This is a genomic window from Citrobacter sp. Ce006, assembly GCF_030336535.1.
Lineage (GTDB): Bacteria > Pseudomonadota > Gammaproteobacteria > Enterobacterales > Enterobacteriaceae > Citrobacter > Citrobacter europaeus.
Genome location: NZ_JAOWDO010000054.1, coordinates 283,641 through 307,247 on the forward strand (window position 1 = coordinate 283,641; position 23,607 = coordinate 307,247).

Genomic DNA, 23,607 nt, shown 5'->3' on the forward strand with positions numbered 1-23,607 from the left:
TATGTCGTGCCCGGTTATTGAGCTGACACAGCAGCTTATTCGCCGTCCTTCCCTGAGCCCGGATGATGCCGGGTGCCAGGCGTTAATGATTGAACGCCTGCGCGCGGTAGGTTTTACCGTTGAGCGTATGGATTTTGGTGACACACAGAATTTTTGGGCATGGCGCGGTAAAGGTGAGACTCTGGCATTTGCCGGTCACACTGACGTAGTGCCTGCCGGCGATGTTGATCGTTGGATTAACCCCCCGTTCGAACCGACCATTCGCGATGGCATGTTGTTCGGGCGTGGCGCAGCGGATATGAAAGGTTCGCTGGCGGCGATGGTCGTGGCCGCAGAGCGTTTTGTTGCCCAGCATCCAAACCATCAGGGTCGTCTGGCGTTTTTGATAACGTCCGACGAGGAAGCCAGCGCTAAAAACGGCACCGTGAAGGTAGTTGAAGCGCTGATGGCGCGTAATGAGCGACTGGATTATTGTCTGGTTGGCGAGCCGTCCAGTACGGAGATCGTTGGCGACGTGGTGAAAAATGGACGTCGTGGTTCACTGACCTGCAACCTAACCATTCACGGTGTGCAGGGCCACGTAGCCTATCCGCATCTGGCCGATAACCCGGTACACCGCGCGGCGCCAATGCTCAACGAACTGGTGGCGATTGAGTGGGATCAGGGTAACGAATTCTTCCCGGCGACCAGCATGCAGATTGCCAATATTCAGGCAGGTACCGGCAGCAACAACGTTATCCCCGGCGAACTGTTTATCCAGTTCAACTTCCGTTTCAGCACTGAGCTGACCGATGAGATGATTAAAGCACGGGTTCACGCGCTGTTGGAGAAACATCAGCTCCGTTATACCGTCGACTGGTGGCTTTCCGGTCAGCCTTTCCTGACAGAACGCGGTAAACTGGTTGATGCGGTGGTGAACGCCATTGAGCACTATAATGAGATTAAACCGCAGTTACTGACTACAGGCGGGACGTCCGACGGGCGTTTTATTGCTCGCATGGGGGCGCAGGTAGTAGAACTTGGGCCGGTCAACGCCACTATTCATAAAATTAATGAATGTGTTAATGCCGCCGACCTGCAGCTGCTTGCCCGAATGTATCAACGTATCATGGAACAACTCGTCGCCTGATGAGTGTTCCTGTAAGAGGAAATGAGCATGGATTGGCTGGCAAAGTACTGGTGGATTCTGGTGTTGGTGTTTTTGGTAGGCGTACTGCTGAACGTGATTAAAGATCTCAAGCGCGTCGACCACAAGAAATTTCTTGCGAATAAGCCGGAACTTCCCCCGCATCGTGACTTTAACGATAAATGGGATGACGACGACGATTGGCCGAATAAGGATCAACCGAAGAAATAATTTGTAGGCCGGATAACACATATCACATTGCTATCCGGCACTATCACTGACTGTCATGCCGGATGGCGGCTTCGCCTTATCCGGCCTACAGGTTAAATCATCTCAATCACATCATCATCGTGAGGCTTACCACCGCTCAGCGCTTCATCAAAGTAGTGCTTCGGTACGGTAAAACGCAAATGATCGAGCGCAAACTGCATGCTGCGTTCATCAATGGCGTGCCCCAGATTTTCAACGATATCCAGCGTCACATCCCCACCGGCGCGAATTAACGCCTCCTGCGCGGCAACGGCGTGAGATAACTCAATCACCCGGTCTTCACCGCCGTGAATCAAGTGCACCGTAGTCGCAGTGGTTGCCGTCTCCGGTAAAGTGGCATAGCGACCATTGAAGGCAATGACCCGCGACGCCAGCCCCGGCTCGGCTTTGATGCTCTCAAGCGACATAATAGAACCCTGAGAAAAACCAATCAGCGCGGTAGCCTGCGGTGAAACGCCGCTTTGCTTCTGCCAGTAACGCACTGTTTCGATAAACACCGGCATAATCGCGTCAATACGCGCCTGACGGTTCTCTTCCGTTACGCCCTGCACCGAAAACCACTGACGTCCAGAAGTTGTACCGTAAGGCTCTGCCCCGCCAATGCTAACGATTAGCGCATCCGGAAACAGCGGCGCAAACCAGGAGCCAATTTCCCCCATGGCAACCGGGTTATCGCCGACGCCATGAAACAGCAACAATAGCTGTTGAGCGGGTTTATCGGGACTTTGAACAACAAAATGGTCATGTTTCATGGCGATCTCCTTAACTGATGAGAATCATTCTACGCCGCTTAACCGCAATGACCATGCCAGGAAATTGAAGAAGTTAGTGAAAAAATTGCCATTGCATAATGCGATTATGTAGCCGCTGTTCACGTTCAGCGTCCAGCTGTTTTAAGGCCTGCGCAGCCTCAGCTCGCTGAACCGCCAGCAGCGCTTTGCGACCTGAGATCTTCAGCCGTTGGCATAATTCGGCGTCGCTGTGTTTAGCCTGTAAACGCCCGCGAAGCGCCGGAAGAGGCAGTTCGCTGTGCTCAAGCAGACGACTCAGACAGCCCAGCGATGTCAGCAATGGTCGATGCGCGAAGGCAAACCCAGCCAGCTCAGCCCAGTCATCCTCATTAAGCGTAGCCTCTTTCAGCGGGGTCAGCGGAATGTGCTCTCCATTCCACTGCGCAAGGATTTCCGCATCCCTGCGCAGGCGCTGGTGTTCCCGCCGGGCAAGGCGTTTACCCGCTTCGCTGATGGGAAGTATCGCCATAGCGGTGTAACAGCCGCTGCTGGCTTCCCGATGATTGCCCATCCTTACCAGCACAAAACCGCAGCGTTGCCAGAAACGCCATAGTTCAGCCGTATAACCAAAGCTGACGGACAGATAATCACACTGCATGGAATAACGCAGGGCCTGCATAATCAACTGCTGCCCGATACCTTCTCGCTGGCGCGCGGGGTGAACCGCAATTCGGCTAACCCGTCGCCCGACAAGCGTCGCCGCCAACGGGTCACCGCCATGCGCCGCCAGTGACTGTGCAACCAGATTGCCTCTTGGTCGGCGATATCCGGCCCAGACGGCCTGGCTTAATTCTGCAGTTAATCCCCCCTCATCGACCAGCCAGACGGCTCCCGCCACCGAGTCAGCAGCCGAAGCCTGAAGGAAATGCTGCCCCGGCGCATCCATCATCCGCCGCAGGTCCAGTGGCGAGGTGCGATAATGCGCCCCGGAAAGCAGTTGATATACCGCTAACGGCAGCGCCGGGTTTGTATGCCAGGCGCGTTGCTCAAACGCCGAGAAGTGCAAATCCCCCAATGGGGTATGCGTGAACGTTTCATCACCAAACACCAGCGCATCGCTGACGATTTGCTCCAGCGGACATCCCTGCGCCCAGCGTACGGGTTGTTGCAACTCATAGCGTCGAAGAGTGGGGAAGCAGGCGCAGAATTTCAGCAAGAAGCCTCTGCCAGTCCCCTCGTAGCCCTGAACGGTGGTGGTTAACAGTGTACGAGGAAAACGCGCCACCAGTTGGTGCAGCAGCGGCGCGGGGATCGCGGCGGCTTCATCTACAATCAGCCAGTCTGCGGTTGCAGAACTGCTTAACAGCGCATCCGGGGCCATGAAGCGGTAACGCTCTGCGGCAAATTGCGCCAGCACATCGGTTGCCGCTTTGGCAGGCGCGGTAACAATCGCTGTCCCGTTGATACGTGCTATCAGTTGCCCCGCCAGCGCGGATTTGCCCCGGCCACGTGCGGCAGTGACCGCAACCACGCCGGGAGGCATCTCCAGCAACTGCGCTAAAATCAGCGCCTGTTCAGGCTGAGGTTCACCGGTTGCCGCGTGCCAGTCTGCACGAACAGGAAAACCTGGGCTGGATGCAGGCAGATGCTGTTGCCAGTGCAGAGCCTGCCCGTCACAGGAAATTACCCGTTTAACGTGTTCAACAAAGTACGGTGTTGAGATAGGTTCAGCGCAGTCGCCCCAGCGCAGTGAATCCGCGTCCGGATAGGTCTGCCAGCTATGCCAGGGTGGAGTCAGCAAAACCAGCCAGCTTCCGGCAATCAGCGTTCCGCTTAAGGCGGCAAATGCCGCAGCGTCAAATCCCTGCCCTGCGTCAAAAACCGCATGACGGAACTCGCGCCCTAGTAACGTTTGCAGCGCCTGCGGCGTGCAGTTCGGCTCAGCAGGGGCTTGCGCCCCTACCCATAGCCAGTCGCCGGTTAACATGTTGCGTAGCGCTAATGCCCGCTCCTGACACCAGTTCCCTTCGCCGCTGATAATCAGCAGACGACGGATCCCTTCGCGGCTCATCTGTTCGGTTAACGCGCTCAGCGCCGTGATATCAGACATCCCTGCCTCTGTATCTTAAATGCCTTTACCAAAAGTATTACATTGTCCCGGATCACCGCTGTCAAAACCGCGTTTGAACCAGGTAAAACGCTGCTCGGAAGTACCATGGGTAAAGCTGTCCGGCACAACGCGTCCTTGTCCCTGCTGCTGCAGGCGATCGTCGCCAATGGCCTGAGCGGCGTTCAGCGCTTCTTCCAGGTCACCGGACTCCAGCACGCCCTGCTGCTGCATACTGTGGCCCCAGACGCCGGCAAAGCAGTCCGCCTGCAGTTCCATACGCACGGAAAGACGATTTACCTCAGCCTGTGAGGCATTCTGCTGCATCTGGCGAACTTTCGGTTCAATACCCAGCAGTTTCTGCACATGGTGACCCACTTCATGGGCGATAACATAACCCTGAGCAAAATCACCATCGGCGCCCAGTTTGTTTTTCATGTCATCATAGAATGAGAGGTCGATATATACCGTGCCATCTGCCGGGCAATAAAACGGTCCCATCACGGACTGGCCCGCGCCGCAGCCGGTTCGCGTTGCTCCGCGATACATCACCAGCTTCGGTTGTTGGTAGGTCCGCCCCATTTTTTCAAACTGCTGTCCCCAGGTATCTTCCGTGGTGGCCAAAATTACCGAGGTAAATTTCGCTGCTTCATCATCATTTGGGCTGATGGAGTGTGATGATTGCTGTTGGGAAACAGGCTGACCGGTCATTAATCCGGTGAGATCCACGCCATAATAACCTGCGACAAGCACCACGATTAGCAGGATGATGCCGCCTTTACCACTGGGCAAACGAAAACCAGGGCCGCCCATAGAGGGGCCACCGCCGGAGCTGTTTCGTCTGTCTTCCACATTGTCACTTTCACGACGCCCTTGCCAGCGCATAATCACCTCAACTTTTTATTCATTATGATGATGATCGTAGGCGGTTCGGAACAGGATTACCATAAGAAACAGTAATCAAAATCAGCGGGATTGATGAGCCGGAGAGCGATCGCCGGCTCAGAGGGAGGATTAGTCTAACTTCACACCCAGACGATGCGCGACGGCTTCATAGGCTTCGATCAGCCCGCCCAGGCTCTGGCGGAAGCGATCTTTGTCCATTTTATCCAGCGTTTCTTTGTCCCACAGACGACTGCCGTCCGGTGAAAACTCATCGCCCAGAACCACTTCACCTTTATACAAACCGAACTCAAGTTTGAAGTCGACCAGAATCAGACCCGCATCATCAAACATCTTTTTCAGCACGTCGTTGGCTTTGTAGGTCAGCTCTTTCATACGCGCCAGATTCTCTTTGCTCACCCAACCAAAAGTTTCGCAATAGGAATCGTTAATCATTGGATCGTGCATAGCATCGTTTTTCAGGAACAGATCAAACAGCGGCGGATTCAGTTCAATACCTTCCTCAACGCCTAAACGCTTAACCAGTGAGCCTGCCGCGCGGTTACGTACCACACATTCAACCGGTACCATCTCCAGTTTTTTCACCAGACATTCAGTATCGGAAAGCAGTCGCTCCATCTGGGTAGGAATGCCCGCTTCTTGCAGTTTAGTCATAATGAAATGGTTGAACTTGTTGTTCACCATGCCTTTACGGTCAAACTGTTCAATGCGCGCGCCATCCCCTGCTGACGTATCATTGCGGAATTCGAGCACCAACAGGTCCGGGTTTTCCGTGCTGTATACGGTCTTCGCTTTACCACGATACAACTCAGCTTGCTTTTGCATCTTTATTACTCCTGGGTGTGAATTAACGATAAATATTGCGTTTTTCTGCCGACGCACACGTTTGCGTATCATATCAGAAAAAAAGGGCTGGAGTTATCCAGCCCTTTATTTTTACTTACTGAACGCGGCCTGGAAGACGGCGACCAGCGCGTCGTTCTGGCTTTGCGTCAGGGTATGCCCCTTCGGATCGATAAACTGCAAACTACTGCGGTTGTCTAAATCACCGACCTGCAGTTTGTAGTCGCCGGATACCAGACCCGGATCGCTTGCGCCCAACTCCTGCCAGTTGCTATCGGACAGTGGTTTGTAGGTGACGGCGATGCTGCCCTGAGAGCGGGTGCTGTCGGTCACTTTCATCCCCACTTTCTCAAGCGCTGCCGGCAGACGCTGCCATACCACGTTGAACGGTCCACGTACCACCAGCATCGGTAAACCGGTGTCATCGGCGGCGCTCTGAACATCCATGGTGGCTGCCGAGCGGTTTTGCGCGGCATTCGCGGCGTCGGTGGCGTTCTTATCCAGACCAGCAGAGATAACGTTCATCATCTCAGCGCTGTAACGCTGCATTGATGCCGCATCGGCTACGGGTTTACCCGCCTGCTCGAGGTTAATCAGTTTCACCGTTACCGCTTGCTGATAGCCCTGCGGTTTAACCGAGATTTGATAACGTCCACGGTACTGCTCGTCTTCATCCAGACGGTTCCAGTTAACCCAATCGGTGGTCAAAGTCTGACTGGCATCATCACGTTTGGTGATCGTGTAGTTTTTAGACTGAATGACGCTAACGACCTGTGGCCACAACGTGTTTCCACGACCATTTTCCACCAGCAACGTCGACGTATCACCCGCGATCTGAGTGCGAGCGCCGGTGACCAGTGCTAACGGCTGAGCCGGTGGGCGAATGTCCAGCGCTTTACCCACGGCACCGCTGCCGTTGGTTACCGGGATATTATAGTCACCCGACATAACCGGCAGAATCATTCCGGCTGGAGCGTGAAGCTCAGCAAGCGGTGCGGCCTCCAGATAGGATTCATCACCGCTCACCTGGCGCTTATAACGCGAGTCAGAACTACAGGCCGCGAGCAACATAACAAGCGAAACACCCGCAACCTTGGCCAGGCGCGACTTTTGTACTGAGTAAGCCATCAAATCTCCCTAAACTTTACAGCAAACCGGCATGCTTAAGCGCCGCTTTGACGATTTCACGAGCATTGTCCGTGATTGGCGTCATCGGCAGACGTAGCGTATCGGTCGCCACAAGTCCCAACTCCTTACACGCCCATTTCACTGGGATAGGATTGGGTTCGACAAATAGTTTGTTGTGTAACGGCATCAGACGCTGGTTAATCACCCGCGCCTCGGCAAAGTGCCCGGCTGCCGCCAGTTTGCACATTTCAGCCATGTCACGCGCCGCAACGTTAGACGTTACGGAAATCACGCCATGACCACCGAGCTGCATAAAATCCAGTCCGGTTGCGTCATCACCGCTGAGCAGAATGAAGTCGTCTGGAACCAGCTCTTTGATCTGGTGAACGCGACTTAAGTTCCCCGTGGCCTCTTTAATAGCGATAATATTTTTTACTTTCGCCAGGCGACCAACGGTTTCCGGCAGCATATCGCAGCCGGTACGGGACGGCACATTATACAGAATTTGCGGCAGGTCAGTATGTTCAGCGATGGCTTTGAAATGCTGGAACAAACCTTCCTGGGTTGGGCGGTTGTAGTAAGGCGTCACCGTCAGGCAGCCGACAACACCACTGTCGTTGAAACGCTGCGTCAGACTAATGGCTTCCGCGGTCGCATTGGCGCCGGTTCCGGCTATTACCGGAATACGCCCGTCGGCCAACTCCAAGGTCATCATCACCACATCGCCATGCTCATCATGACTCAGGGTGGCAGACTCACCGGTGGTGCCAACCGAAACGATCGCCGAGGTGCCGCTGGCGACATGATAATCAATCAGTTTTTTCAGGCTCGACCGGCAGACTTTACCTTTCTCATCCATCGGCGTAACAAGCGCGACAATACTTCCCGTGAACATGGGCCATCCTCTGTGCAAACAAGTGTCTCAATGGTACGTTTGGTACGACAATAAAAGCAAGCGACCAGAGCCGTTCTGATTGTTGTATGCATGTTTTTTTTATGCTTTCCTTATGATTACCTCACCGCTCAAAGGAAGAACAGGTTTGACATCGTCATCGCAACACTATCTGGTCATTACTGCGCTGGGTGCTGACCGCCCAGGAATTGTGAACACCATCACGCGTCATGTCAGCAGTTGCGGCTGTAATATCGAAGACAGCCGGTTGGCCATGCTGGGTGACGAGTTCACGTTTATCATGTTGCTGTCGGGCACCTGGAATGCCATCACCCTGATTGAATCAACCTTACCATTGAAAGGTGCAGAGCTGGATTTACTGATCGTGATGAAGCGCACGACCGCGCGCCCCCGTCCGGCGATGCCCGCGACGGTATGGGTTCAAGTCGATGTCCCTGATTCTCCACATTTGATTGAACGCTTTACCGCCCTGTTTGACAGCCACCAAATGAATATTGCGGAACTGGTGTCACGCACGCAACCGGCTGAGAACGGAAAGGCGGCACAGCTGTTTATTCAAATCACCGCACATAGTCCTGCGTCACATGATGCGGCAAATATTGAAGATGCGTTTAAAGCACTCTGTACAGAACTCAATGCGCAAGGCAGTATTAACGTCGTCAATTACTCACAGCATGATGAACAGGATGGAGTTAAGTAATGAACCCACTGAAAGCCGGTGATATCGCACCGAAATTTAGCTTGCCGGATCAAGACGGAGAACAAGTAAATTTAACCGACTTCCAGGGACAGCGTGTTCTGGTTTATTTTTACCCAAAAGCCATGACACCCGGCTGTACCGTTCAGGCCTGCGGCCTGCGCGATAACATGGATGAGTTAAAAAAAGTAGGTGTTGAAGTGCTGGGAATCAGCACCGATAAACCAGAGAAGCTTTCCCGATTCGCGGAAAAAGAAGTCCTTAACTTCACGCTCTTGTCCGACGAAGATCATCAGGTTTGCGAGCAGTTCGGCGTCTGGGGTGAGAAATCGTTTATGGGCAAAACCTACGATGGCATCCACCGCATCAGCTTCCTGATTGATGCTGAAGGGAAAATTGAGCATGTGTTTGATGACTTCAAAACCAGTAACCACCACGATGTGGTAATGAACTGGCTGAAAGAGAACGCTTGATTTACGTTTTGCCGGATAAAGCCTGATGGCGACGCTACGCGTCTTATCAGGCCTGTTTCCCCGCAACCCCGCAGGCCGGATAAGGCATTTACGCCGCTATCCGGCATCAACCTCGTTTATTCAAACGTCCCTTTTACGCAGGCTTTTTTCTCCCTGACCAAGGCTTTTCCCTTCGCCCACAGGTGATGAACCTCCAGCGCGTCGTTGAGCACCAGAATGTCTGCATCACATCCCACCGCCAGACGCCCCTTATGCTCCAGTCCCAAAAACTCTGCGACCGTACGCGTCAGCGGACACAGCGCCTGCTCCAGCGGTATGGCATGAACCTTCACCAACTGGCGCACCGTTTCTGCCAGCGATTCAAACCCTGCGACACCGATGCCGGTGAGGTTACCGTACTCATCAAATTCCGGCTGGCTGCCGTTGCCGTCTGAGCTCAGCGTAATACGCGACAGCGGCACGTTCTGGCTAAGCGCCGTGGCGATTGCCGTGGCCGGGTCGACGGGCTCATCAATACTGCTGGTAATGTCGATATAACCGCCTTTGCGGGCATACTCCAACGCCGCCTGGAACAACGGTTGTGCACGATTAACGTGGGTCGGCAGCAGTTTGGTAATCGGCACATCGCAACAGTCGAGGATCTGGTACAACGGCTCCAGCATGCGCGGGCTGTCGCCCATATGGAAGACGCTGATTCCCGGTTTTCGTCCTAACAATCCACCCACGCGAGCTTGCGCCGCCATGTTTGCCAGCGCCGAAGAGTCCGGAGCGGAAGAACGGTGGTCCGAAACCGCGCATTTCACGCCAATAATTTTATCGATCAGCGCCACGTCGCGATCGATGCTGCCGGTAATAGTCGGGGAAGGTAGAGAATACGCCCCGGTCAGCATCCACGCGCTAATGCCTTCAAATTCCAGCGCGCGGGTTTTCGCCAGCAGCGATTCCGGGTGACGGGTAATACCATCAGTACCCAGTAATCCCACCACCGAGGTGACGCCAGCTTCAACCAGCCGCGACAAGCGCACTTCCGGCGTGCGGGTGTGCGGCCCCGCTTCTCCACCGCCGCCAATCAGATGGACGTGTTGATCGATAAACCCCGGACACACAATCGCGCCGTCAAGATTGATGCACGTGCAGCCGGGAAAATCTTCAGGGGAAATCAACGGCGCGATGGCAACAATTTTGCTGCCGGACACCAGTATGTCCTGGCGCCCTAAATCTTCCGGCGCGTACACGTGTCCCTGCTGGAACAACGTCAAATTAAGAATGGAACAATTCATAACCTTCCTTGTCAGGCAATAACCTGCATAACCCAAATAGAGAGCAGCGCATTAATTACGCATACCGCAATAATCAGCGGGTAGTAACGGGGATGAACCCCCGCGGTCCCCAGACAGCGTCCCACATTTTGCACCGGATTGCCCATCAGGTAGATAGCCGATAACAATACCGTGGCATCATGTCCCGAAAGCGTACCGGCGACAACCAGGCTGGCGCAAACGCCGACGCCGCCTCCCATACTCATCACCGCCGCCAGCAGCACGGTGGCAGATTCCCCCGGCAAGCCCCACAGCGCCATAACCGGCTCACATACCCGCCCGACAACTTCGAGCAGCCCTGTCACCTTCAGCGCCTGAATAATTACAAACGCCATCACCACGTTAGGCAACAGGCTGGTCGTTGCAATAGTAAATCCGCGCCGTGCGCCATCGATAAACATATCCATGACGTTTTTACGTACCTGCGTTGTCATCTCACGCCTCCTGCTGCATACGGCGATTTTCCAGCTGCGCAATCCATAAACGCAGCAGGTTCGCACCCACAAATTTGAAGACAAGGATCACCGCAAGCGGCGTAATTACCGGAACGGTAACCACCGTAAACAGCGCAGCGCCAGAGGAAAAATAGTTGGTAATACAAGCGCTGCCGCTGGTTTGCCAGCAGGCAAAAATGGCACGTTCCTGTTCAGTGATAATGCCCTCTTCCGCCATTTCTTTGGTCATCCCGGCGGCGGCATCGGTATTTTGCAAATTCGCAATCAACGCCAGCGAACAAATCCCTGGAATACCGAGTAACGGGCGCAAGACAGGCGTCATCAGCTGTTGCGCCGCACGTAAACCTCCCAGCCCTTCAGTGACGGAAATTATCCCGAGCGAAAAAATGACGGAAGGCGCAAGCTCAAGCGCGAATAAGAAGCCATCTTTGGCGCCCATACCGCCCGCGCCGCGAAAAGAGACTGCCGTGTCGCCCGCCGCATTAATCTGCCCAAATGCGCCGTTGAGGACGGTGAAGTCAAAGACCCGCCACCATTCGGTACTTTTCGCAAACATGCCGGAAAAAAGAATAATCGTAATAAAAAAAGCGAGATAACCGCCCCATCCCACCTTTTGCTGCGTGTGTGTGTTGTGACCCATTTTGTTCTCCAGTTGGCCTTATTCCTTGTGTGACTAAAAGACATCACGCAGGTCAAGTTAAAGACAAATGCGGAGAAAAACGACAGCCGAGGAGAATATTCAGAAAGTGTGGATAGAGGTCCGACAAGTTCAGCTCCGGCGACATTGCATCGCCAGAGCATGCGGATTAGGGTTCATCAACGGCCTGACCATCCGGCCAGGCATGCATTACCGCTTTGATTAACGTTGCCAGAGGAATCGCAAAGAATACGCCCCAGAATCCCCACAGGCCGCCGAAGATCACCACCGACAGAATAATCACCAGCGGATGCAGATTTACCGCCTCGGAGAACAGCACCGGCACCAACAGATTACCGTCCAACGCCTGGATAATCAGGTACACGGCAAAACAGCTCCAGAACTCGGTGCCAAGGCCAAACTGGAACAGCGCCACACCGACTACCGGAATCGTCACGACAAAAGCGCCGATATACGGGATCAGCACAGAGAACCCTACCAGCACCGCCAGTAGCAGCGAATAGTTGAGACCAAACAGTAGAAAGCCTAGCCAGGTCGCCACGCCGACCACCACCATTTCCAGCACCTTTCCGCGGATATAGTTGGTGATTTGCTGATTCATCTCTTTCCATACCTGCCCCGCCAGCCCGCGATTACGCGGCAGCACCCGGCGCACGGCGTTCAGCATCTGTCCTTTATCTTTGATCAGAAAGAACACCATCAATGGGACGAGAACCAGGTAAACCGCCAGCGTCAGCAAACCGACCAGTGAGGCCAGCGAATATTTCACCACCGAATCACCCATGGTGAGCATTCGCGAGCGCATATTCTCCGCCATCGCATCAATAATGCCCGCATCCATCAGCGCCGGATAACGTCGTGGCAAGGTGGCGGCAAAATCAGACAATTTATTGAGCATGCCGGGCATATCGCGGATCAGGTAGATCCCCTGCTGCCATGCAACGGGCATCACCACAAACGCCATCAGCAGCAAAATACCGACAAACACCACCAGCACGATCGATGTTGCCCAACGCCGTGAACAACCTATATGTTCCAGCCGTACGGTCGGCCATTCAAGCAGGTAAGCCAGCACAATGGCGACCAACAGCGGCGCCAGAAGACCGCTAAAGAAGAACAGGATGCCAAAACCGGCAACCAGAATAATCAGCAAGGCGATGGCTTCGGGGTCGCTAAAGCGGCGGCGATACCATTGCATCAACATTTCGAGCATAAAACCCTTCCATGAACCCAATAGCGGGATTGCGATCCCGAATTGTATCGAAATGTCACAAAAAAGACTTCGCTTTTTATGGCTGATTACGCAAAGTGAAAAGACATTTTTCCTGGGTGTTCATCGTCAGGTTTCGCAGTTACACTCCCTAAGCTTGCGGAGTGTGAACGATACTTCACGGCATTGGTCAAATGGCTATCTCAAAAAAGAATACAGGACAGAGGTTATGTTCAGGCAGTTGAAAAAAAACCTGGTTGCTACCCTCATTGCCGCACTGACCATCGGTCAGGTCGCGCCCGCATTTGCTGATACTGCGGACACCCTGCCTGATATGGGAACCTCGGCAGGGAGCACGCTTTCCATAGGACAGGAAATGCAGATGGGCGATTATTACGTACGCCAGCTGCGCGGCAGTGCGCCATTAATTAACGATCCGTTGCTCACCCAATACATTAATGCGCTGGGGATGCGTCTGGTCTCGCACGCCGACTCGGTAAAAACGCCCTTCACCTTCTTTTTGATTAACAACGATGAAATCAACGCCTTTGCTTTCTTTGGCGGCAACGTTGTCCTGCACTCCGCGTTATTCCGCTATTCCGATAACGAAAGCCAGCTGGCATCGGTTATGGCGCACGAAATTTCCCACGTTACGCAGCGTCACCTGGCGCGTGCTATGGAAGATCAGAAACGCAGCGCGCCGCTAACGTGGGTCGGTGCGTTAGGCTCCATTTTATTAGCGATGGCCAGCCCCCAGGCGGGTATGGCGGCGCTGACCGGTACGCTGGCGGGTACGCGCCAGGGAATGATCAGCTTTACGCAGCAAAACGAACAGGAAGCGGATCGCATCGGTATTCAGGTACTGCAACGCTCGGGATTCGATCCCCAGGCCATGCCGACGTTCCTGGGAAAACTGCTCGATCAGGCCCGTTACTCTTCGCGTCCACCGGAAATTTTGCTGACCCACCCCCTGCCAGAAAGCCGTCTGTCGGATGCCCGTAACCGCGCCAACCAAATGCGCCCGGTGGTCGTCCAGTCATCAGAAGATTTTTATCTGGCTAAGGCGCGAACCCTGGGCATGTACAATTCTGGTCGCAACCAACTGACCGACGACCTGCTGAGTAACTGGTCGAAAGGCAACGTGCGTGAGCAACGTGCGGCGCAGTATGGTCGGGCATTGCAGGCAATGGAAGCCAGTAAATACGACGAGGCGCGTAAAGCGCTGCAACCGCTGCTGGCGGCAGATCCAAACAATGCCTGGTATCTCGACCTGGCTACGGATATCGATCTCGGTCAGAAGAAAACCAGCGACGCTATTAATCGGTTGAAAAACGCCCGCGACCTGCGCACTAACCCGGTACTGCAGCTCAACCTGGCGAATGCGTATTTACAAGGAGGACAAGCCAAAGAGGCGGCAACCATCCTGAATCGCTATACGTTTAACCATAAGGACGATCCCAACGGCTGGGATCTGTTAGCGCAAACGGAAGCCAACCTGAACAACCGCGATCAGGAACTGGCGGCGCGCGCCGAAGGGTATGCCCTTGCAGGGCGTCTGGATCAGGCGATTTCGATGCTCAGCAGCGCAAGCTCTCAGGTGAAACTGGGTAGCCAGCAGCAGGCCAGATACGATGCCCGTATTGACCAGCTACGCCAGTTGCAAGAGCGCTTTAAACCGTACACGAAAATGTAACAGGAAGAAAAATGTCAGACGCGATCAAAATCTACCATAACCCACGCTGCTCCAAGAGCCGCGAAACGCTGGAATTACTGAAGTCCAACGGCGTGGACCCGGAGGTGGTGTTGTATCTGGAAACGCCGGCTGATGCCGCAACCCTGCGTGAACTGCTGCAGATGCTCAGCATGTCCAGCGCACGTGAACTGATGCGCCAGAAAGAGGATCTCTATAAATCGCTTAACCTGGCGGACAAAAATCTGAGTGAAGATGCGCTAATTCAGGCAATGGTGGAAAACCCGAAACTGATGGAGCGCCCAATTGTGGTCGCCAAAGGCCAGGCGCGGATTGGTCGTCCGCCAGAGCAGGTACTGGAAATCATCGGTTAACCTGCAACCTGCCGCAGTCTTTTCGGCTGCGGCGCTTACAGCTTCAGTATCTCTTTTACGAACGGAATGGTGAGTTTGCGCTGGGCGGTGATCGATGCGTGATCTAACTGATCCAACGTCATAAACAGCGTACGCATTTCCCGATCCAGACGCTTAAGCAGAAAGCGTCCCACATCTTCCGGCAGTTCAAATCCACGAAGTCTGGCGCGTAATTGCAACGCCTGCAGCTTATCTTCATCGGAAAGCGGCTGCAGCTTGTAGATTTGTCCCCAGTCCAGGCGCGAGGCGAGATCCGGCAACCCCAGATTCAGCTGTCTTGGCGGGCGATCGCCGGTGATCAGCAGGCGCGTTTTCCCCGACTCCAGGATGCGGTTGTAGAGATCAAAGATCGCCATTTCCCACAGCGAATCCCCGGCCACACATTCGATGTTATCGATGCATACCAGCGATAAATGCTCCATCCCGTCGAGCACTTCAGGGACAAACCAGGTGCGTTTATCGAGCGGCACGTAACCTACTGCATCACCGCGCGCGGACAGTTCCGCACAGGCTGCATGCAGCAAATGACTACGGCCAGCGCCTTCGCGCGACCAGAGATAAATATACCCGCTATGTTCCTGACGCAGCACGTTTTGCAGTGCAGCCAGTAAAGAGGAGTTATCCCCCGGCCAGAAACTTGCAAAAGTTTCGTCGTCAGGAAGATAAAGTGGCAAAGAGAGCTGTGCCGGTGTGTTCAGAGATACCTCAACCCAGGATTTCATAAAATCGCGTTGAGTTTAACACAGAAATACGTCGTGATAGAACCGGGCAGCACCGCCGCCCGGTCAGAGATTTACTGTTGCGGACTGTCGGCATCTTCTGCGTCAAGCACGACTTCTTCCGGGCGCAGCAGGCTGATAACTTTGAAAATCAGGCTCAGGCAGACGCCAACAATGGTCGCCAGCGCCATGCCTTTCAGCTCTGCGGCGCCAATGTGAACTTTCGCGCCACTTACGCCGATGATCAAAATAACCGAGGTCAGGATCAGGTTTTGCGCTTTGTTGTAGTCAACTTTCGACTCGATCAATACGCGAATACCGGAAGCGCCAATCACGCCGTACAGCAGCAGTGATACGCCCCCCATGACAGGCAGTGGGATGATTTGGATCGCCGCCGCCAGTTTACCCACGCAGGAGAGCAGAATGGCAAAAATCGCCGCGCCGCCGATAACCCAGGTACTGTAAACGCGGGTAATCGCCATTACGCCAATATTTTCGCCGTACGTGGTGTTCGGCGTTGAGCCGAAGAAACCGGAGATAACCGTAGACAGACCGTTAGCAAACATAGAACGATGCAGGCCTGGGTCGCGAATCAAATCTTTTTTCACGATATTCGCCGTTACTACCAGGTGCCCGACGTGTTCAGCGATGACCACCAGCGCTGCTGGCAGGATGGTCAGAATGGCAACCCATTCAAAGCGCGGCGTATAGAACGTTGGCAGCGCGAACCAGTGGGCCTGCGCAATCGGCGTAGTGTCCACGACGCCCATCACGAAAGAGAGCGCATAACCGGCCAGTACCCCAATCAGAATCGGGATAATCGCCATAAAACCGCGGAACAGTACGGAGCCAAATACCGTAACCGCCAGCGTCACCATCGAGATGATGATGGTTTTTGAATCCGGTAATTGCCCCTCAGCAGGCAGTAACCCCGCCATGCCCGCAGCGACGCCAGCCAGCTCCAGACCGATAACAGCAACGATTGCGCCCATCGCCGCAGGCGGGAACATCACATCCAGCCAGCCGGTACCTGCTTTCTTAACGATGAAAGAAACCAGGCAGAACAGGACGCCGCACATAATGAAACCACCCAGTGCCACTTCATATCCTAACGGCAGCAGCAGCAGTACCGGGGAAATAAATGCAAAGCTGGACCCCAGATAGGCTGGAATTTTTCCTTTACAAATAAAGAGATACAGCAATGTACCAATGCCGTTAAACAGCAAAACGGTAGCCGGGTTGATGTGGAACAGGACTGGCACCAGTACCGTTGCGCCAAACATGGCGAACAGGTGCTGCAAACTAAGCGGGATTGTCTGTAAAAGCGGCGGTCTTTCACTCACCCCGATAGCACGGCGCGTCATAGTGTTTTCCTCTGAGTGTTGTTTGTTATTCGCATTGGGTTGTTATATTCAAAAAAAAGCCGACTCTTAAAGTCGGCTTCTTTTCACTTATTCGTTTACTTGGTACCAAAAATCTTATCGCCGGCATCACCAAGCCCCGGAATAATGTATCCGTGCTCGTTCAGTCCCTGATCGATGGAGGCCGTGTACAGCTCAACATCCGGGTGCGCTTTTTCCAGTGCCGCGATACCTTCTGGTGCCGCAACCAGGACCAGCACCTTAATGCTGGTGCAGCCTGCGTTTTTCAGCAGGTCGATGGTAGCGATAACGGAACCGCCGGTCGCCAGCATCGGGTCAACGATCAGCGCCATACGCTCATCGATGTTAGAAACCAGCTTCTGGAAATACGGAACCGGCTCCAGCGTCTCTTCATTGCGGTACATACCGACCACGCTGATACGCGCGCTTGGAACGTTTTCCAGAACGCCTTCCATCATGCCCAGGCCCGCACGCAGGATTGGCACAACGGTGATTTTCTTACCTTTAATTTGGTCAACTTCAACCGGGCCATTCCAGCCTTCAATGGTCACCTTTTCGGTTTCCAGACCTGCGGTTGCTTCATAAGTCAGCAGGCTGCCAACTTCCGAGGCGAGTTCACGAAAGCGTTTAGTGCTGATGTCGTTTTCACGCATCAGTCCCAGCTTGTGTTTGACGAGTGGGTGTTTGACTTCCACGATCTTCATACTCTTCTCCTTTCCTCAGACGAGTGGCAACCACAAAAAAAATCGCCGGATTATACCGCTTTTAGTCTCTGTCGCAACACTGCATGCGCTTGATATGGATCAACCAAAGTCATTTACGTCTGGATGATGAGTATAAAACAAGCCCCGCACTCATGGCGGGGCTTGTTATCAATGCTATGAATTTTAAAGGTATTCAGCATTGGTCTGGATGACGTTTTGATACCATGAAAAAGATTTTTTCTGGGAGCGAGTTAATGTCCCGCTACCGTCATTATTTTTATCAACGTAGATAAACCCGTAGCGTTTTTTCATTTCCCCCGTCCCGGCCGAGACTAAATCAATACAGCCCCACGGGGTATATCCCATCAAATCCACGCCATCTTCCACCACCGCTTTTTTCATCTCACGTATGTGAGCGGCAAGGTAGTCGATACGGTACTGGTCGTTCACCGCACCATCGTTCTCACGCACGTCGATGGCGCCAAATCCATTCTCCACAATAAATAGCGGCAACTGATAATGATCCCAGAACCAGTTCAGCGAATAGCGCAGACCGACGGGATCAATCTGCCAGCCCCAGTCCGATTTCTGTACGTACGGGTTGGAAACCAGGCTTTTCGACTCGTCGTAATCCAGCTCAGGGTTGTCCGCCGTTGCCTGCGTCGCGAAGGACATATAGTAGCTAAAGCCGATGTAATCCACGCAGCCATCGGTCAACGCCTGACGGTCTTCCTCGGTGATATCCAGCTCAAAACCGCGTCGGGCAAAGTAGTTGAGAAGATGCTGCGGGTATTTGCCGCGCACATGGACGTCGGTAAACCAGTAACGGCGGTGCATGGCGTTCATCGCCATCATCATATCGTCCGGCGCGCAGGTCAGCGGATAGATAGGACACATGGCGATCATGCACCCTATCTGCAATTCCGGGTTAATCTCACGTGCGGCCTTTACCGCCAACGCGCTTGCCACCAGTTCATAGTGCGCCGCCTGGTACATGACCGGCTCGCGGTCTTCACCGGGCTGGTATTTCAGACCAGAGTTAGTAAAGGGCGCGAAATCTTCGTGATAATTTGCCTGGTTGTTAATCTCATTAAACGTCATCCAGTACTTTACTTTGTGCTGGTAACGAGTGAAAACCACCCTGGCAAAACGGACAAAGAAATCGATAAGCTTACGGTTGCGCCAGCCGCCATATTCCGTCACCAGATGGTAAGGCATCTCGAAATGCGACAACGTAATCACCGGCTCAATGCCATATTTCAGGCATTCGTCAAACAGGTCATCATAGAACTGCAGGCCAGCTTCATTGGGTTGCGCTTCGTCGCCTAAGGGGAAAATACGCGTCCAGGCGATAGAGGTGCGAAAACATTTAAATCCCATTTCGGCAAACAGCTTAATGTCGTCTTTATAGCGATGATAAAAATCGATGGCGTCATGGTTAGGGTAGTTTTTACCGGCGATCACACCGTCGGTGATTTCTCGCGCCACGCCGTGCGCCCCCGCCGTCATGACATCGGCAACGCTGACGCCTTTTCCACCCGCCTGCCAGCCACCTTCCAGTTGATGAGCGGCTACGGCACCACCCCACATGAAATCTGCTTTAAATCCTGACATACCCTTCCCCTATCGTGATGACTCTGCGCAAAACGCTGTAGATGAGGTCCGCAACAGAAAACAGAAACCGGTTTCAGTACGATACTGTGCATTCGGCTGGCAGGTTTCAAGCACAAGACTGTACCCGGTTTCATTTTCGTGGCGCAGTTCAAACAAATAGATAAATGATTGTAAAATGCTGAAAAAATCAGCAGATAAAACTTGATGCAGAGCAGGCTCGCAAACGTTTGCTTTCCCTGTTAGAATTGCGCCGAATTTAACTTTTACTGCAAGTAAACATGTGGGGAAGCAGGCAGTGACCGATAAAACCTCTCTTAGCTACAAAGATGCCGGTGTTGATATTGATGCAGGTAATGCTCTGGTTGATCGAATCAAAGGCGTAGTAAAGAAAACTCGTCGTCCGGAAGTTATGGGTGGTCTGGGTGGCTTCGGTGCGCTGTGCGCATTGCCGCAAAAATATCGTGAACCAGTACTGGTTTCCGGCACTGATGGCGTTGGCACAAAACTGCGTCTGGCGATGGATCTGAAACGCCACGACACTATCGGTATTGACCTCGTCGCAATGTGCGTCAACGACCTCGTCGTTCAGGGCGCTGAGCCGCTGTTTTTCCTCGACTACTATGCGACCGGCAAACTGGATGTGGATACCGCAGCCAGCGTCATTAACGGTATTGCCGAAGGTTGTCTGCAGTCTGGCTGCGCGCTGGTTGGCGGGGAAACGGCTGAAATGCCGGGGATGTACCACGGCGAAGATTACGACGTGGCAGGCTTCTGCGTTGGCGTCGTCGAGAAATCAGAGATTATCGACGGTTCAAAAGTGGCTGACGGCGACGTATTGATTGCGCTCGGCTCCAGCGGCCCGCACTCCAACGGTTACTCTCTGGTGCGTAAAATTGTTGAAGTCAGCGGTTGTGACCCGGAAACCACCGAGCTTGAAGGCAAGTCGCTGGCCGATCACTTGCTGGCCCCGACCCGCATTTACGTAAAATCCATTCTGGAACTGATTGAGAAGGTTGATGTGCATGCCATCGCCCACCTGACCGGCGGCGGCTTCTGGGAAAATATTCCACGCGTTCTTCCGGACAACACGCAGGCGGTGATCGACGAATCGTCATGGCAGTGGCCAGCTGTTTTCAACTGGCTGCAAACGGCGGGTAACGTCAGCCAGCATGAGATGTATCGCACCTTTAACTGCGGCGTAGGTATGGTAATCGCCCTGCCAGCTCCGGAAGTGGACAAAGCCCTTGCTTTGCTCAATGAGAAAGGTGAAAACGCATGGAAAATCGGTATCATCAAAGCTTCTGATTCCGAACAGCGTGTGGTCATTGAATGAAAAACATTGTGGTGCTCATTTCCGGCAACGGAAGCAATTTGCAGGCGATAATAGACGCCTGCGAACAGAAAAAAATCAATGGCACCATACGTGCAGTATTCAGTAACAAGGCCGATGCGTTCGGCCTTGAGCGCGCACGCGAAGCGAATATTCCGGCGCACTCGCTGGAAGCCGCCCAGTTTGCCAGTCGCGAAGCATTCGACCGCCAGCTGATTCAAGAGATTGACGCCTATGCGCCCGATGTCGTCGTGTTGGCCGGTTATATGCGCATTCTCAGCCCGGCGTTTGTCGCTCACTATTCTGAGCGATTGCTGAATATCCATCCGTCTTTATTGCCGAAATATCCCGGCCTGCACACGCACCGTCAGGTTCTGGAAAACGGTGATGAAGAGCATGGAACTTCCGTCCATTTTGTCACCGATGAACTGGACGGCGGACCGGTTATTCTCCAGGCCAAGGTTCCGGTATTTGAAGGCGACAGCGAAGATGATGTCACGGCCCGGGTCCAGGCCCAGGAACATACCATTTACCCACTGGTAGTAAGCTGGTTTACCGATGGTCGCCTGAAGATGCGTGATAACGCAGCATGGCTGGACGGCGTTCGTCTGCCGCCACAAGGCTACGCCGCCGACGAATAATAAAAACCAGCCTGTAAGCCGGATCTCACCATCCGGTCTACAGGCATGATTACCTTTTCCGGTTAACATCTCCGGTATTCATCTACGCTCCCCCTTTCTCTTTGCTATCAGACGGTTTATTGTCATATTTTTCTGGCACAGTTGGACATCTGAGAGCAATGCTCGCCATAATAAATCGGTAGTGTCCCGTGAATGAAACGGAGTAAAAGTGGTAATGGGTCAGGAAAAGCTATACATCGAGAAAGAACTCAGTTGGTTAGCGTTCAATGAACGTGTACTCCAGGAAGCTGCTGATAAGTCAAACCCGTTGATCGAACGGATGCGTTTCTTAGGCATCTATTCCAATAACCTCGACGAGTTTTACAAGGTTCGTTTTGCCGAACTGAAGCGCCGAATCATTATTAGCGAAGAACAGGGTTCAAACTCTCACTCCCGCCATCTGTTAGGCAAAATCCAGGCCCGCGTATTAAAAGCCGATCAGGAATTCGACGGCCTGTACAACGAGTTGCTGCTGGAGATGGCGCGCAACCAGATTTTCTTAATCAACGAACGTCAGCTATCGGTTAATCAACAGAGCTGGTTACGCCATTACTTTAAGCAATATCTTCGCCAGCATATTACGCCGATCCTGATTAACCGCGAGACGGATTTAGTTCAGTTCCTGAAAGATGACTACACCTATCTGGCGGTAGAAATTATTCGCGGTGATTCGATCCGCTACGCGCTGCTGGAAATCCCTTCCGACAAGGTTCCACGCTTTGTGAATCTGCCGCCGGAAACCCCGCGGCGTCGCAAACCGATGATCCTGCTGGACAACATCTTACGCTACTGCCTGGACGACATTTTCAAAGGGTTCTTTGATTACGATGCGCTAAACGCTTATTCGATGAAAATGACCCGCGACGCCGAATACGATTTGGTGCACGAGATGGAATCGAGCCTGATGGAGCTGATGTCATCCAGCCTGAAACAGCGTCTGACCGCAGAGCCTGTACGTTTTGTCTATCAGCGCGACATGCCCAATGCGCTGGTCGAGGTGCTGCGTGAAAAACTGACGATTTCTCGCTACGACTCAATTGTTCCCGGCGGGCGCTACCATAACTTCAAAGACTTTATTAACTTCCCCAACGTTGGCAAAGCTAACCTGGTGAACAAACCACTTCCTCGTTTACGCCATATCTGGTTCGACAACGAGAAGTTTCGCAACGGATTTGATGCAATCCGCGAGCGCGATGTGCTGCTGTATTACCCGTATCACACCTTTGAACATGTTCTTGAGCTGTTGCGTCAGGCCTCTTTCGACCCGAGCGTGTTGGCGATAAAGATCAACATCTACCGTGTGGCAAAAGACTCGCGCATCATCGACGCGATGATCCATGCAGCGCATAACAGTAAAAAAGTCACCGTAGTGGTGGAATTGCAGGCGCGCTTTGATGAAGAAGCCAACATTCATTGGGCCAAGCGTCTGACCGAAGCGGGTGTTCACGTCATTTTCTCCGCGCCGGGCCTGAAAATTCACGCCAAGCTGTTCCTTATCTCGCGTAAAGAAGGTGACGAGGTGGTGCGCTACGCCCACATCGGTACCGGGAACTTCAATGAAAAAACGGCGCGCCTGTATACTGACTATTCTTTGCTGACCGCCGATTCGCGCATTACCAACGAAGTGCGTCGGGTGTTCAACTTTATCGAGAACCCGTATCGTCCGGTGACGTTCGATTATCTGCTGGTTTCTCCACAGAACTCACGCCGTCTGCTGTACGCGATGATCGACAAAGAAATCGCCAACGCACAGCAAGGGCGGCCTTCCGGTATTACGCTAAAACTTAACAATCTGGTCGATAAAGGCCTCGTTGACCGCCTGTATGCGGCGTCCTGCTCGGGCGTGCCGGTTAATTTGCTGATCCGCGGTATGTGCTCCCTGATCCCGAATCTGGAAGGCATCAGTGATAATATTCGCGTGATAAGCATCGTTGACCGCTACCTTGAACACGACCGGGTTTATATCTTCGAAAACGGCGGCGACAAGCAGGTATATCTCTCCTCCGCAGACTGGATGACCAGGAATATCGACTATCGCATCGAAGTCGCCACGCCGCTGCTGGACCCGCGTCTTAAGCAGCGTGTGCTGGATATTATCGATATCCTGTTCAGCGACACGGTGAAGGCTCGCTTCATCGATAAAGAACTCAGTAATCGCTACGTACCGCGCGGAAATCGCCGTAAGGTTCAGTCACAATTGGCGATTTACGACTACATCAAATCACTCGAGCAACCTGACTAA

23 protein-coding genes are annotated in these 23,607 nt (G+C 53.4%); 9 read left to right on the top strand and 14 right to left on the bottom strand.

Features of this window, described 5'->3' with window-relative positions; all coding sequences use genetic code 11:
- Position 1: 1 nt before the first annotated feature.
- Together dapE and OGV94_RS02950 are read left to right on the top strand one after the other, a co-directional pair.
- Positions 2 to 1,129, top strand: coding sequence for a succinyl-diaminopimelate desuccinylase (gene dapE / locus OGV94_RS02945; RefSeq protein WP_003037976.1), 1,128 nt, complete (start codon positions 2 to 4; stop codon positions 1,127 to 1,129).
- A gap of 27 nt (positions 1,130 to 1,156) precedes the next feature.
- Complete coding sequence (locus OGV94_RS02950; protein WP_003835080.1) at positions 1,157 to 1,357, top strand: YpfN family protein; 201 nt, start codon at positions 1,157 to 1,159, stop codon at positions 1,355 to 1,357.
- Positions 1,358 to 1,449: 92 nt separating this feature from the next.
- Here the strand turns inward: OGV94_RS02950 and ypfH are convergent, their stop codons facing one another.
- The 6 genes from ypfH to dapA form a co-directional block, all read right to left on the bottom strand.
- Entirely contained in the window at positions 1,450 to 2,148 is a 699-nt protein-coding gene (gene ypfH / locus OGV94_RS02955) for an esterase (protein WP_047409580.1), read from the bottom strand.
- Between the two features lie 73 nt (positions 2,149 to 2,221).
- Positions 2,222 to 4,237 carry a tRNA(Met) cytidine acetyltransferase TmcA gene (locus tag OGV94_RS02960; RefSeq protein ID WP_181634432.1) on the bottom strand — a complete coding sequence of 672 codons (2,016 nt, stop codon included), beginning with the start codon at positions 4,235 to 4,237 and terminating at the stop codon, positions 2,222 to 2,224.
- A 15-nt stretch (positions 4,238 to 4,252) separates the two neighbouring features.
- Positions 4,253 to 5,119 carry a KPN_02809 family neutral zinc metallopeptidase gene (gene ypfJ, locus OGV94_RS02965; protein ID WP_005121887.1) on the bottom strand — a complete coding sequence of 289 codons (867 nt, stop codon included), beginning with the start codon at positions 5,117 to 5,119 and terminating at the stop codon, positions 4,253 to 4,255.
- 129 nt (positions 5,120 to 5,248) lie between these two features.
- On the bottom strand, positions 5,249 to 5,962 hold the full coding sequence (gene purC, locus OGV94_RS02970; protein ID WP_003835086.1) for a phosphoribosylaminoimidazolesuccinocarboxamide synthase: 714 nt from the start codon (positions 5,960 to 5,962) through the stop codon (positions 5,249 to 5,251).
- A 111-nt stretch (positions 5,963 to 6,073) separates the two neighbouring features.
- Positions 6,074 to 7,108 (bottom strand): outer membrane protein assembly factor BamC, encoded by a 1,035-nt coding sequence (gene bamC / locus OGV94_RS02975; RefSeq protein WP_043017164.1) that lies wholly within the window; start codon positions 7,106 to 7,108, stop codon positions 6,074 to 6,076.
- A 16-nt stretch (positions 7,109 to 7,124) separates the two neighbouring features.
- A complete protein-coding gene (gene dapA / locus OGV94_RS02980; protein WP_199994329.1) occupies positions 7,125 to 8,003 on the bottom strand; it encodes a 4-hydroxy-tetrahydrodipicolinate synthase in 879 nt (292 codons plus the stop codon).
- Positions 8,004 to 8,148: 145 nt separating this feature from the next.
- On the opposite strand from dapA, the gene OGV94_RS02985 reads away from it, so the two are divergent.
- Complete coding sequence (locus OGV94_RS02985; RefSeq protein ID WP_043017165.1) at positions 8,149 to 8,721, top strand: glycine cleavage system transcriptional repressor; 573 nt, start codon at positions 8,149 to 8,151, stop codon at positions 8,719 to 8,721.
- Positions 8,721 to 9,191, top strand: a complete 471-nt coding sequence (bcp, locus tag OGV94_RS02990; protein ID WP_286522553.1) for a thioredoxin-dependent thiol peroxidase — start codon at positions 8,721 to 8,723, stop codon at positions 9,189 to 9,191. The genes OGV94_RS02985 and bcp overlap by 1 nt, the downstream gene beginning before the upstream one ends.
- Before the next feature lie 116 nt (positions 9,192 to 9,307).
- On the opposite strand, the gene iadA is transcribed toward bcp, so the two are convergent.
- From iadA to OGV94_RS03010, 4 genes are all read right to left on the bottom strand, one after another.
- Positions 9,308 to 10,471, bottom strand: a complete 1,164-nt coding sequence (gene iadA / locus OGV94_RS02995) for a beta-aspartyl-peptidase (RefSeq protein ID WP_043017167.1) — start codon at positions 10,469 to 10,471, stop codon at positions 9,308 to 9,310.
- Between the two features lie 11 nt (positions 10,472 to 10,482).
- Positions 10,483 to 10,944, bottom strand: a complete 462-nt coding sequence (locus tag OGV94_RS03000; RefSeq protein ID WP_286522555.1) for a YjiG family protein — start codon at positions 10,942 to 10,944, stop codon at positions 10,483 to 10,485.
- Between the two features lies 1 nt (position 10,945).
- On the bottom strand, positions 10,946 to 11,605 hold the full coding sequence (locus OGV94_RS03005) for a nucleoside recognition domain-containing protein (protein ID WP_286522557.1): 660 nt from the start codon (positions 11,603 to 11,605) through the stop codon (positions 10,946 to 10,948).
- A gap of 166 nt (positions 11,606 to 11,771) precedes the next feature.
- Positions 11,772 to 12,836, bottom strand: coding sequence for an AI-2E family transporter (locus OGV94_RS03010; protein WP_006683504.1), 1,065 nt, complete (start codon positions 12,834 to 12,836; stop codon positions 11,772 to 11,774).
- Positions 12,837 to 13,062: 226 nt separating this feature from the next.
- On the opposite strand from OGV94_RS03010, the gene bepA reads away from it, so the two are divergent.
- A complete protein-coding gene (gene bepA / locus OGV94_RS03015) occupies positions 13,063 to 14,526 on the top strand; it encodes a beta-barrel assembly-enhancing protease (protein ID WP_286522559.1) in 1,464 nt (487 codons plus the stop codon).
- 11 nt (positions 14,527 to 14,537) lie between these two features.
- Positions 14,538 to 14,897, top strand: coding sequence for an arsenate reductase (glutaredoxin) (gene arsC, locus OGV94_RS03020; protein WP_047409559.1), 360 nt, complete (start codon positions 14,538 to 14,540; stop codon positions 14,895 to 14,897).
- 35 nt (positions 14,898 to 14,932) lie between these two features.
- Here the strand turns inward: arsC and OGV94_RS03025 are convergent, their stop codons facing one another.
- From OGV94_RS03025 to OGV94_RS03040, 4 genes are all read right to left on the bottom strand, one after another.
- The gene (locus OGV94_RS03025) at positions 14,933 to 15,634 is read right to left on the bottom strand and encodes a DnaA inactivator Hda (protein WP_211924219.1); all 702 of its coding nucleotides are present in this window, start codon (positions 15,632 to 15,634) and stop codon (positions 14,933 to 14,935) included.
- A 95-nt stretch (positions 15,635 to 15,729) separates the two neighbouring features.
- Complete coding sequence (gene uraA, locus OGV94_RS03030) at positions 15,730 to 17,019, bottom strand: uracil permease (RefSeq protein WP_016157119.1); 1,290 nt, start codon at positions 17,017 to 17,019, stop codon at positions 15,730 to 15,732.
- A 95-nt stretch (positions 17,020 to 17,114) separates the two neighbouring features.
- Positions 17,115 to 17,741: a uracil phosphoribosyltransferase gene (gene upp, locus OGV94_RS03035; protein ID WP_003835110.1), complete on the bottom strand. Its 627-nt coding sequence runs from the start codon at positions 17,739 to 17,741 to the stop codon at positions 17,115 to 17,117.
- 183 nt (positions 17,742 to 17,924) lie between these two features.
- On the bottom strand, positions 17,925 to 19,355 hold the full coding sequence (locus OGV94_RS03040; RefSeq protein WP_043017170.1) for a 6-phospho-beta-glucosidase: 1,431 nt from the start codon (positions 19,353 to 19,355) through the stop codon (positions 17,925 to 17,927).
- 295 nt (positions 19,356 to 19,650) lie between these two features.
- On the opposite strand from OGV94_RS03040, the gene purM reads away from it, so the two are divergent.
- The 3 genes from purM (at position 19,651) to ppk1 (ending at position 23,607) form a co-directional block, all read left to right on the top strand.
- The gene (gene purM, locus OGV94_RS03045) at positions 19,651 to 20,688 is read left to right on the top strand and encodes a phosphoribosylformylglycinamidine cyclo-ligase (RefSeq protein ID WP_003838485.1); all 1,038 of its coding nucleotides are present in this window, start codon (positions 19,651 to 19,653) and stop codon (positions 20,686 to 20,688) included.
- The gene (gene purN, locus OGV94_RS03050; protein ID WP_075145831.1) at positions 20,685 to 21,326 is read left to right on the top strand and encodes a phosphoribosylglycinamide formyltransferase; all 642 of its coding nucleotides are present in this window, start codon (positions 20,685 to 20,687) and stop codon (positions 21,324 to 21,326) included. Before purM ends, purN begins: the two co-directional genes overlap by 4 nt.
- 214 nt (positions 21,327 to 21,540) lie before the next feature.
- Positions 21,541 to 23,607: a polyphosphate kinase 1 gene (gene ppk1, locus OGV94_RS03055; RefSeq protein WP_043017172.1), complete on the top strand. Its 2,067-nt coding sequence runs from the start codon at positions 21,541 to 21,543 to the stop codon at positions 23,605 to 23,607.

Bases quoted from the DNA above. Each gene is read 5' to 3' on its own strand.
- OGV94_RS03010 (WP_006683504.1), bottom strand. From the start codon at position 12,836: ATGCTCGAAATGTTGATGCAATGGTATCGCCGCCGCTTTAGCGACCCC.
- OGV94_RS03040 (WP_043017170.1), bottom strand. From the start codon at position 19,355: ATGTCAGGATTTAAAGCAGATTTCATGTGGGGTGGTGCCGTAGCCGCT.
- dapE (WP_003037976.1), top strand. From the start codon at position 2: ATGTCGTGCCCGGTTATTGAGCTGACACAGCAGCTTATTCGCCGTCCT.
- OGV94_RS02950 (WP_003835080.1), top strand. From the start codon at position 1,157: ATGGATTGGCTGGCAAAGTACTGGTGGATTCTGGTGTTGGTGTTTTTG.
- purN (WP_075145831.1), top strand. From the start codon at position 20,685: ATGAAAAACATTGTGGTGCTCATTTCCGGCAACGGAAGCAATTTGCAG.
- ypfH (WP_047409580.1), bottom strand. From the start codon at position 2,148: ATGAAACATGACCATTTTGTTGTTCAAAGTCCCGATAAACCCGCTCAA.
- bepA (WP_286522559.1), top strand. From the start codon at position 13,063: ATGTTCAGGCAGTTGAAAAAAAACCTGGTTGCTACCCTCATTGCCGCA.
- ppk1 (WP_043017172.1), top strand. From the start codon at position 21,541: ATGGGTCAGGAAAAGCTATACATCGAGAAAGAACTCAGTTGGTTAGCG.
- arsC (WP_047409559.1), top strand. From the start codon at position 14,538: ATGTCAGACGCGATCAAAATCTACCATAACCCACGCTGCTCCAAGAGC.
- OGV94_RS03000 (WP_286522555.1), bottom strand. From the start codon at position 10,944: ATGACAACGCAGGTACGTAAAAACGTCATGGATATGTTTATCGATGGC.
- OGV94_RS03005 (WP_286522557.1), bottom strand. From the start codon at position 11,605: ATGGGTCACAACACACACACGCAGCAAAAGGTGGGATGGGGCGGTTAT.
- bcp (WP_286522553.1), top strand. From the start codon at position 8,721: ATGAACCCACTGAAAGCCGGTGATATCGCACCGAAATTTAGCTTGCCG.
- upp (WP_003835110.1), bottom strand. From the start codon at position 17,741: ATGAAGATCGTGGAAGTCAAACACCCACTCGTCAAACACAAGCTGGGA.
- iadA (WP_043017167.1), bottom strand. From the start codon at position 10,471: ATGAATTGTTCCATTCTTAATTTGACGTTGTTCCAGCAGGGACACGTG.
- bamC (WP_043017164.1), bottom strand. From the start codon at position 7,108: ATGGCTTACTCAGTACAAAAGTCGCGCCTGGCCAAGGTTGCGGGTGTT.
- dapA (WP_199994329.1), bottom strand. From the start codon at position 8,003: ATGTTCACGGGAAGTATTGTCGCGCTTGTTACGCCGATGGATGAGAAA.
- OGV94_RS02960 (WP_181634432.1), bottom strand. From the start codon at position 4,237: ATGTCTGATATCACGGCGCTGAGCGCGTTAACCGAACAGATGAGCCGC.
- purC (WP_003835086.1), bottom strand. From the start codon at position 5,962: ATGCAAAAGCAAGCTGAGTTGTATCGTGGTAAAGCGAAGACCGTATAC.
- uraA (WP_016157119.1), bottom strand. From the start codon at position 17,019: ATGACGCGCCGTGCTATCGGGGTGAGTGAAAGACCGCCGCTTTTACAG.
- ypfJ (WP_005121887.1), bottom strand. From the start codon at position 5,119: ATGCGCTGGCAAGGGCGTCGTGAAAGTGACAATGTGGAAGACAGACGA.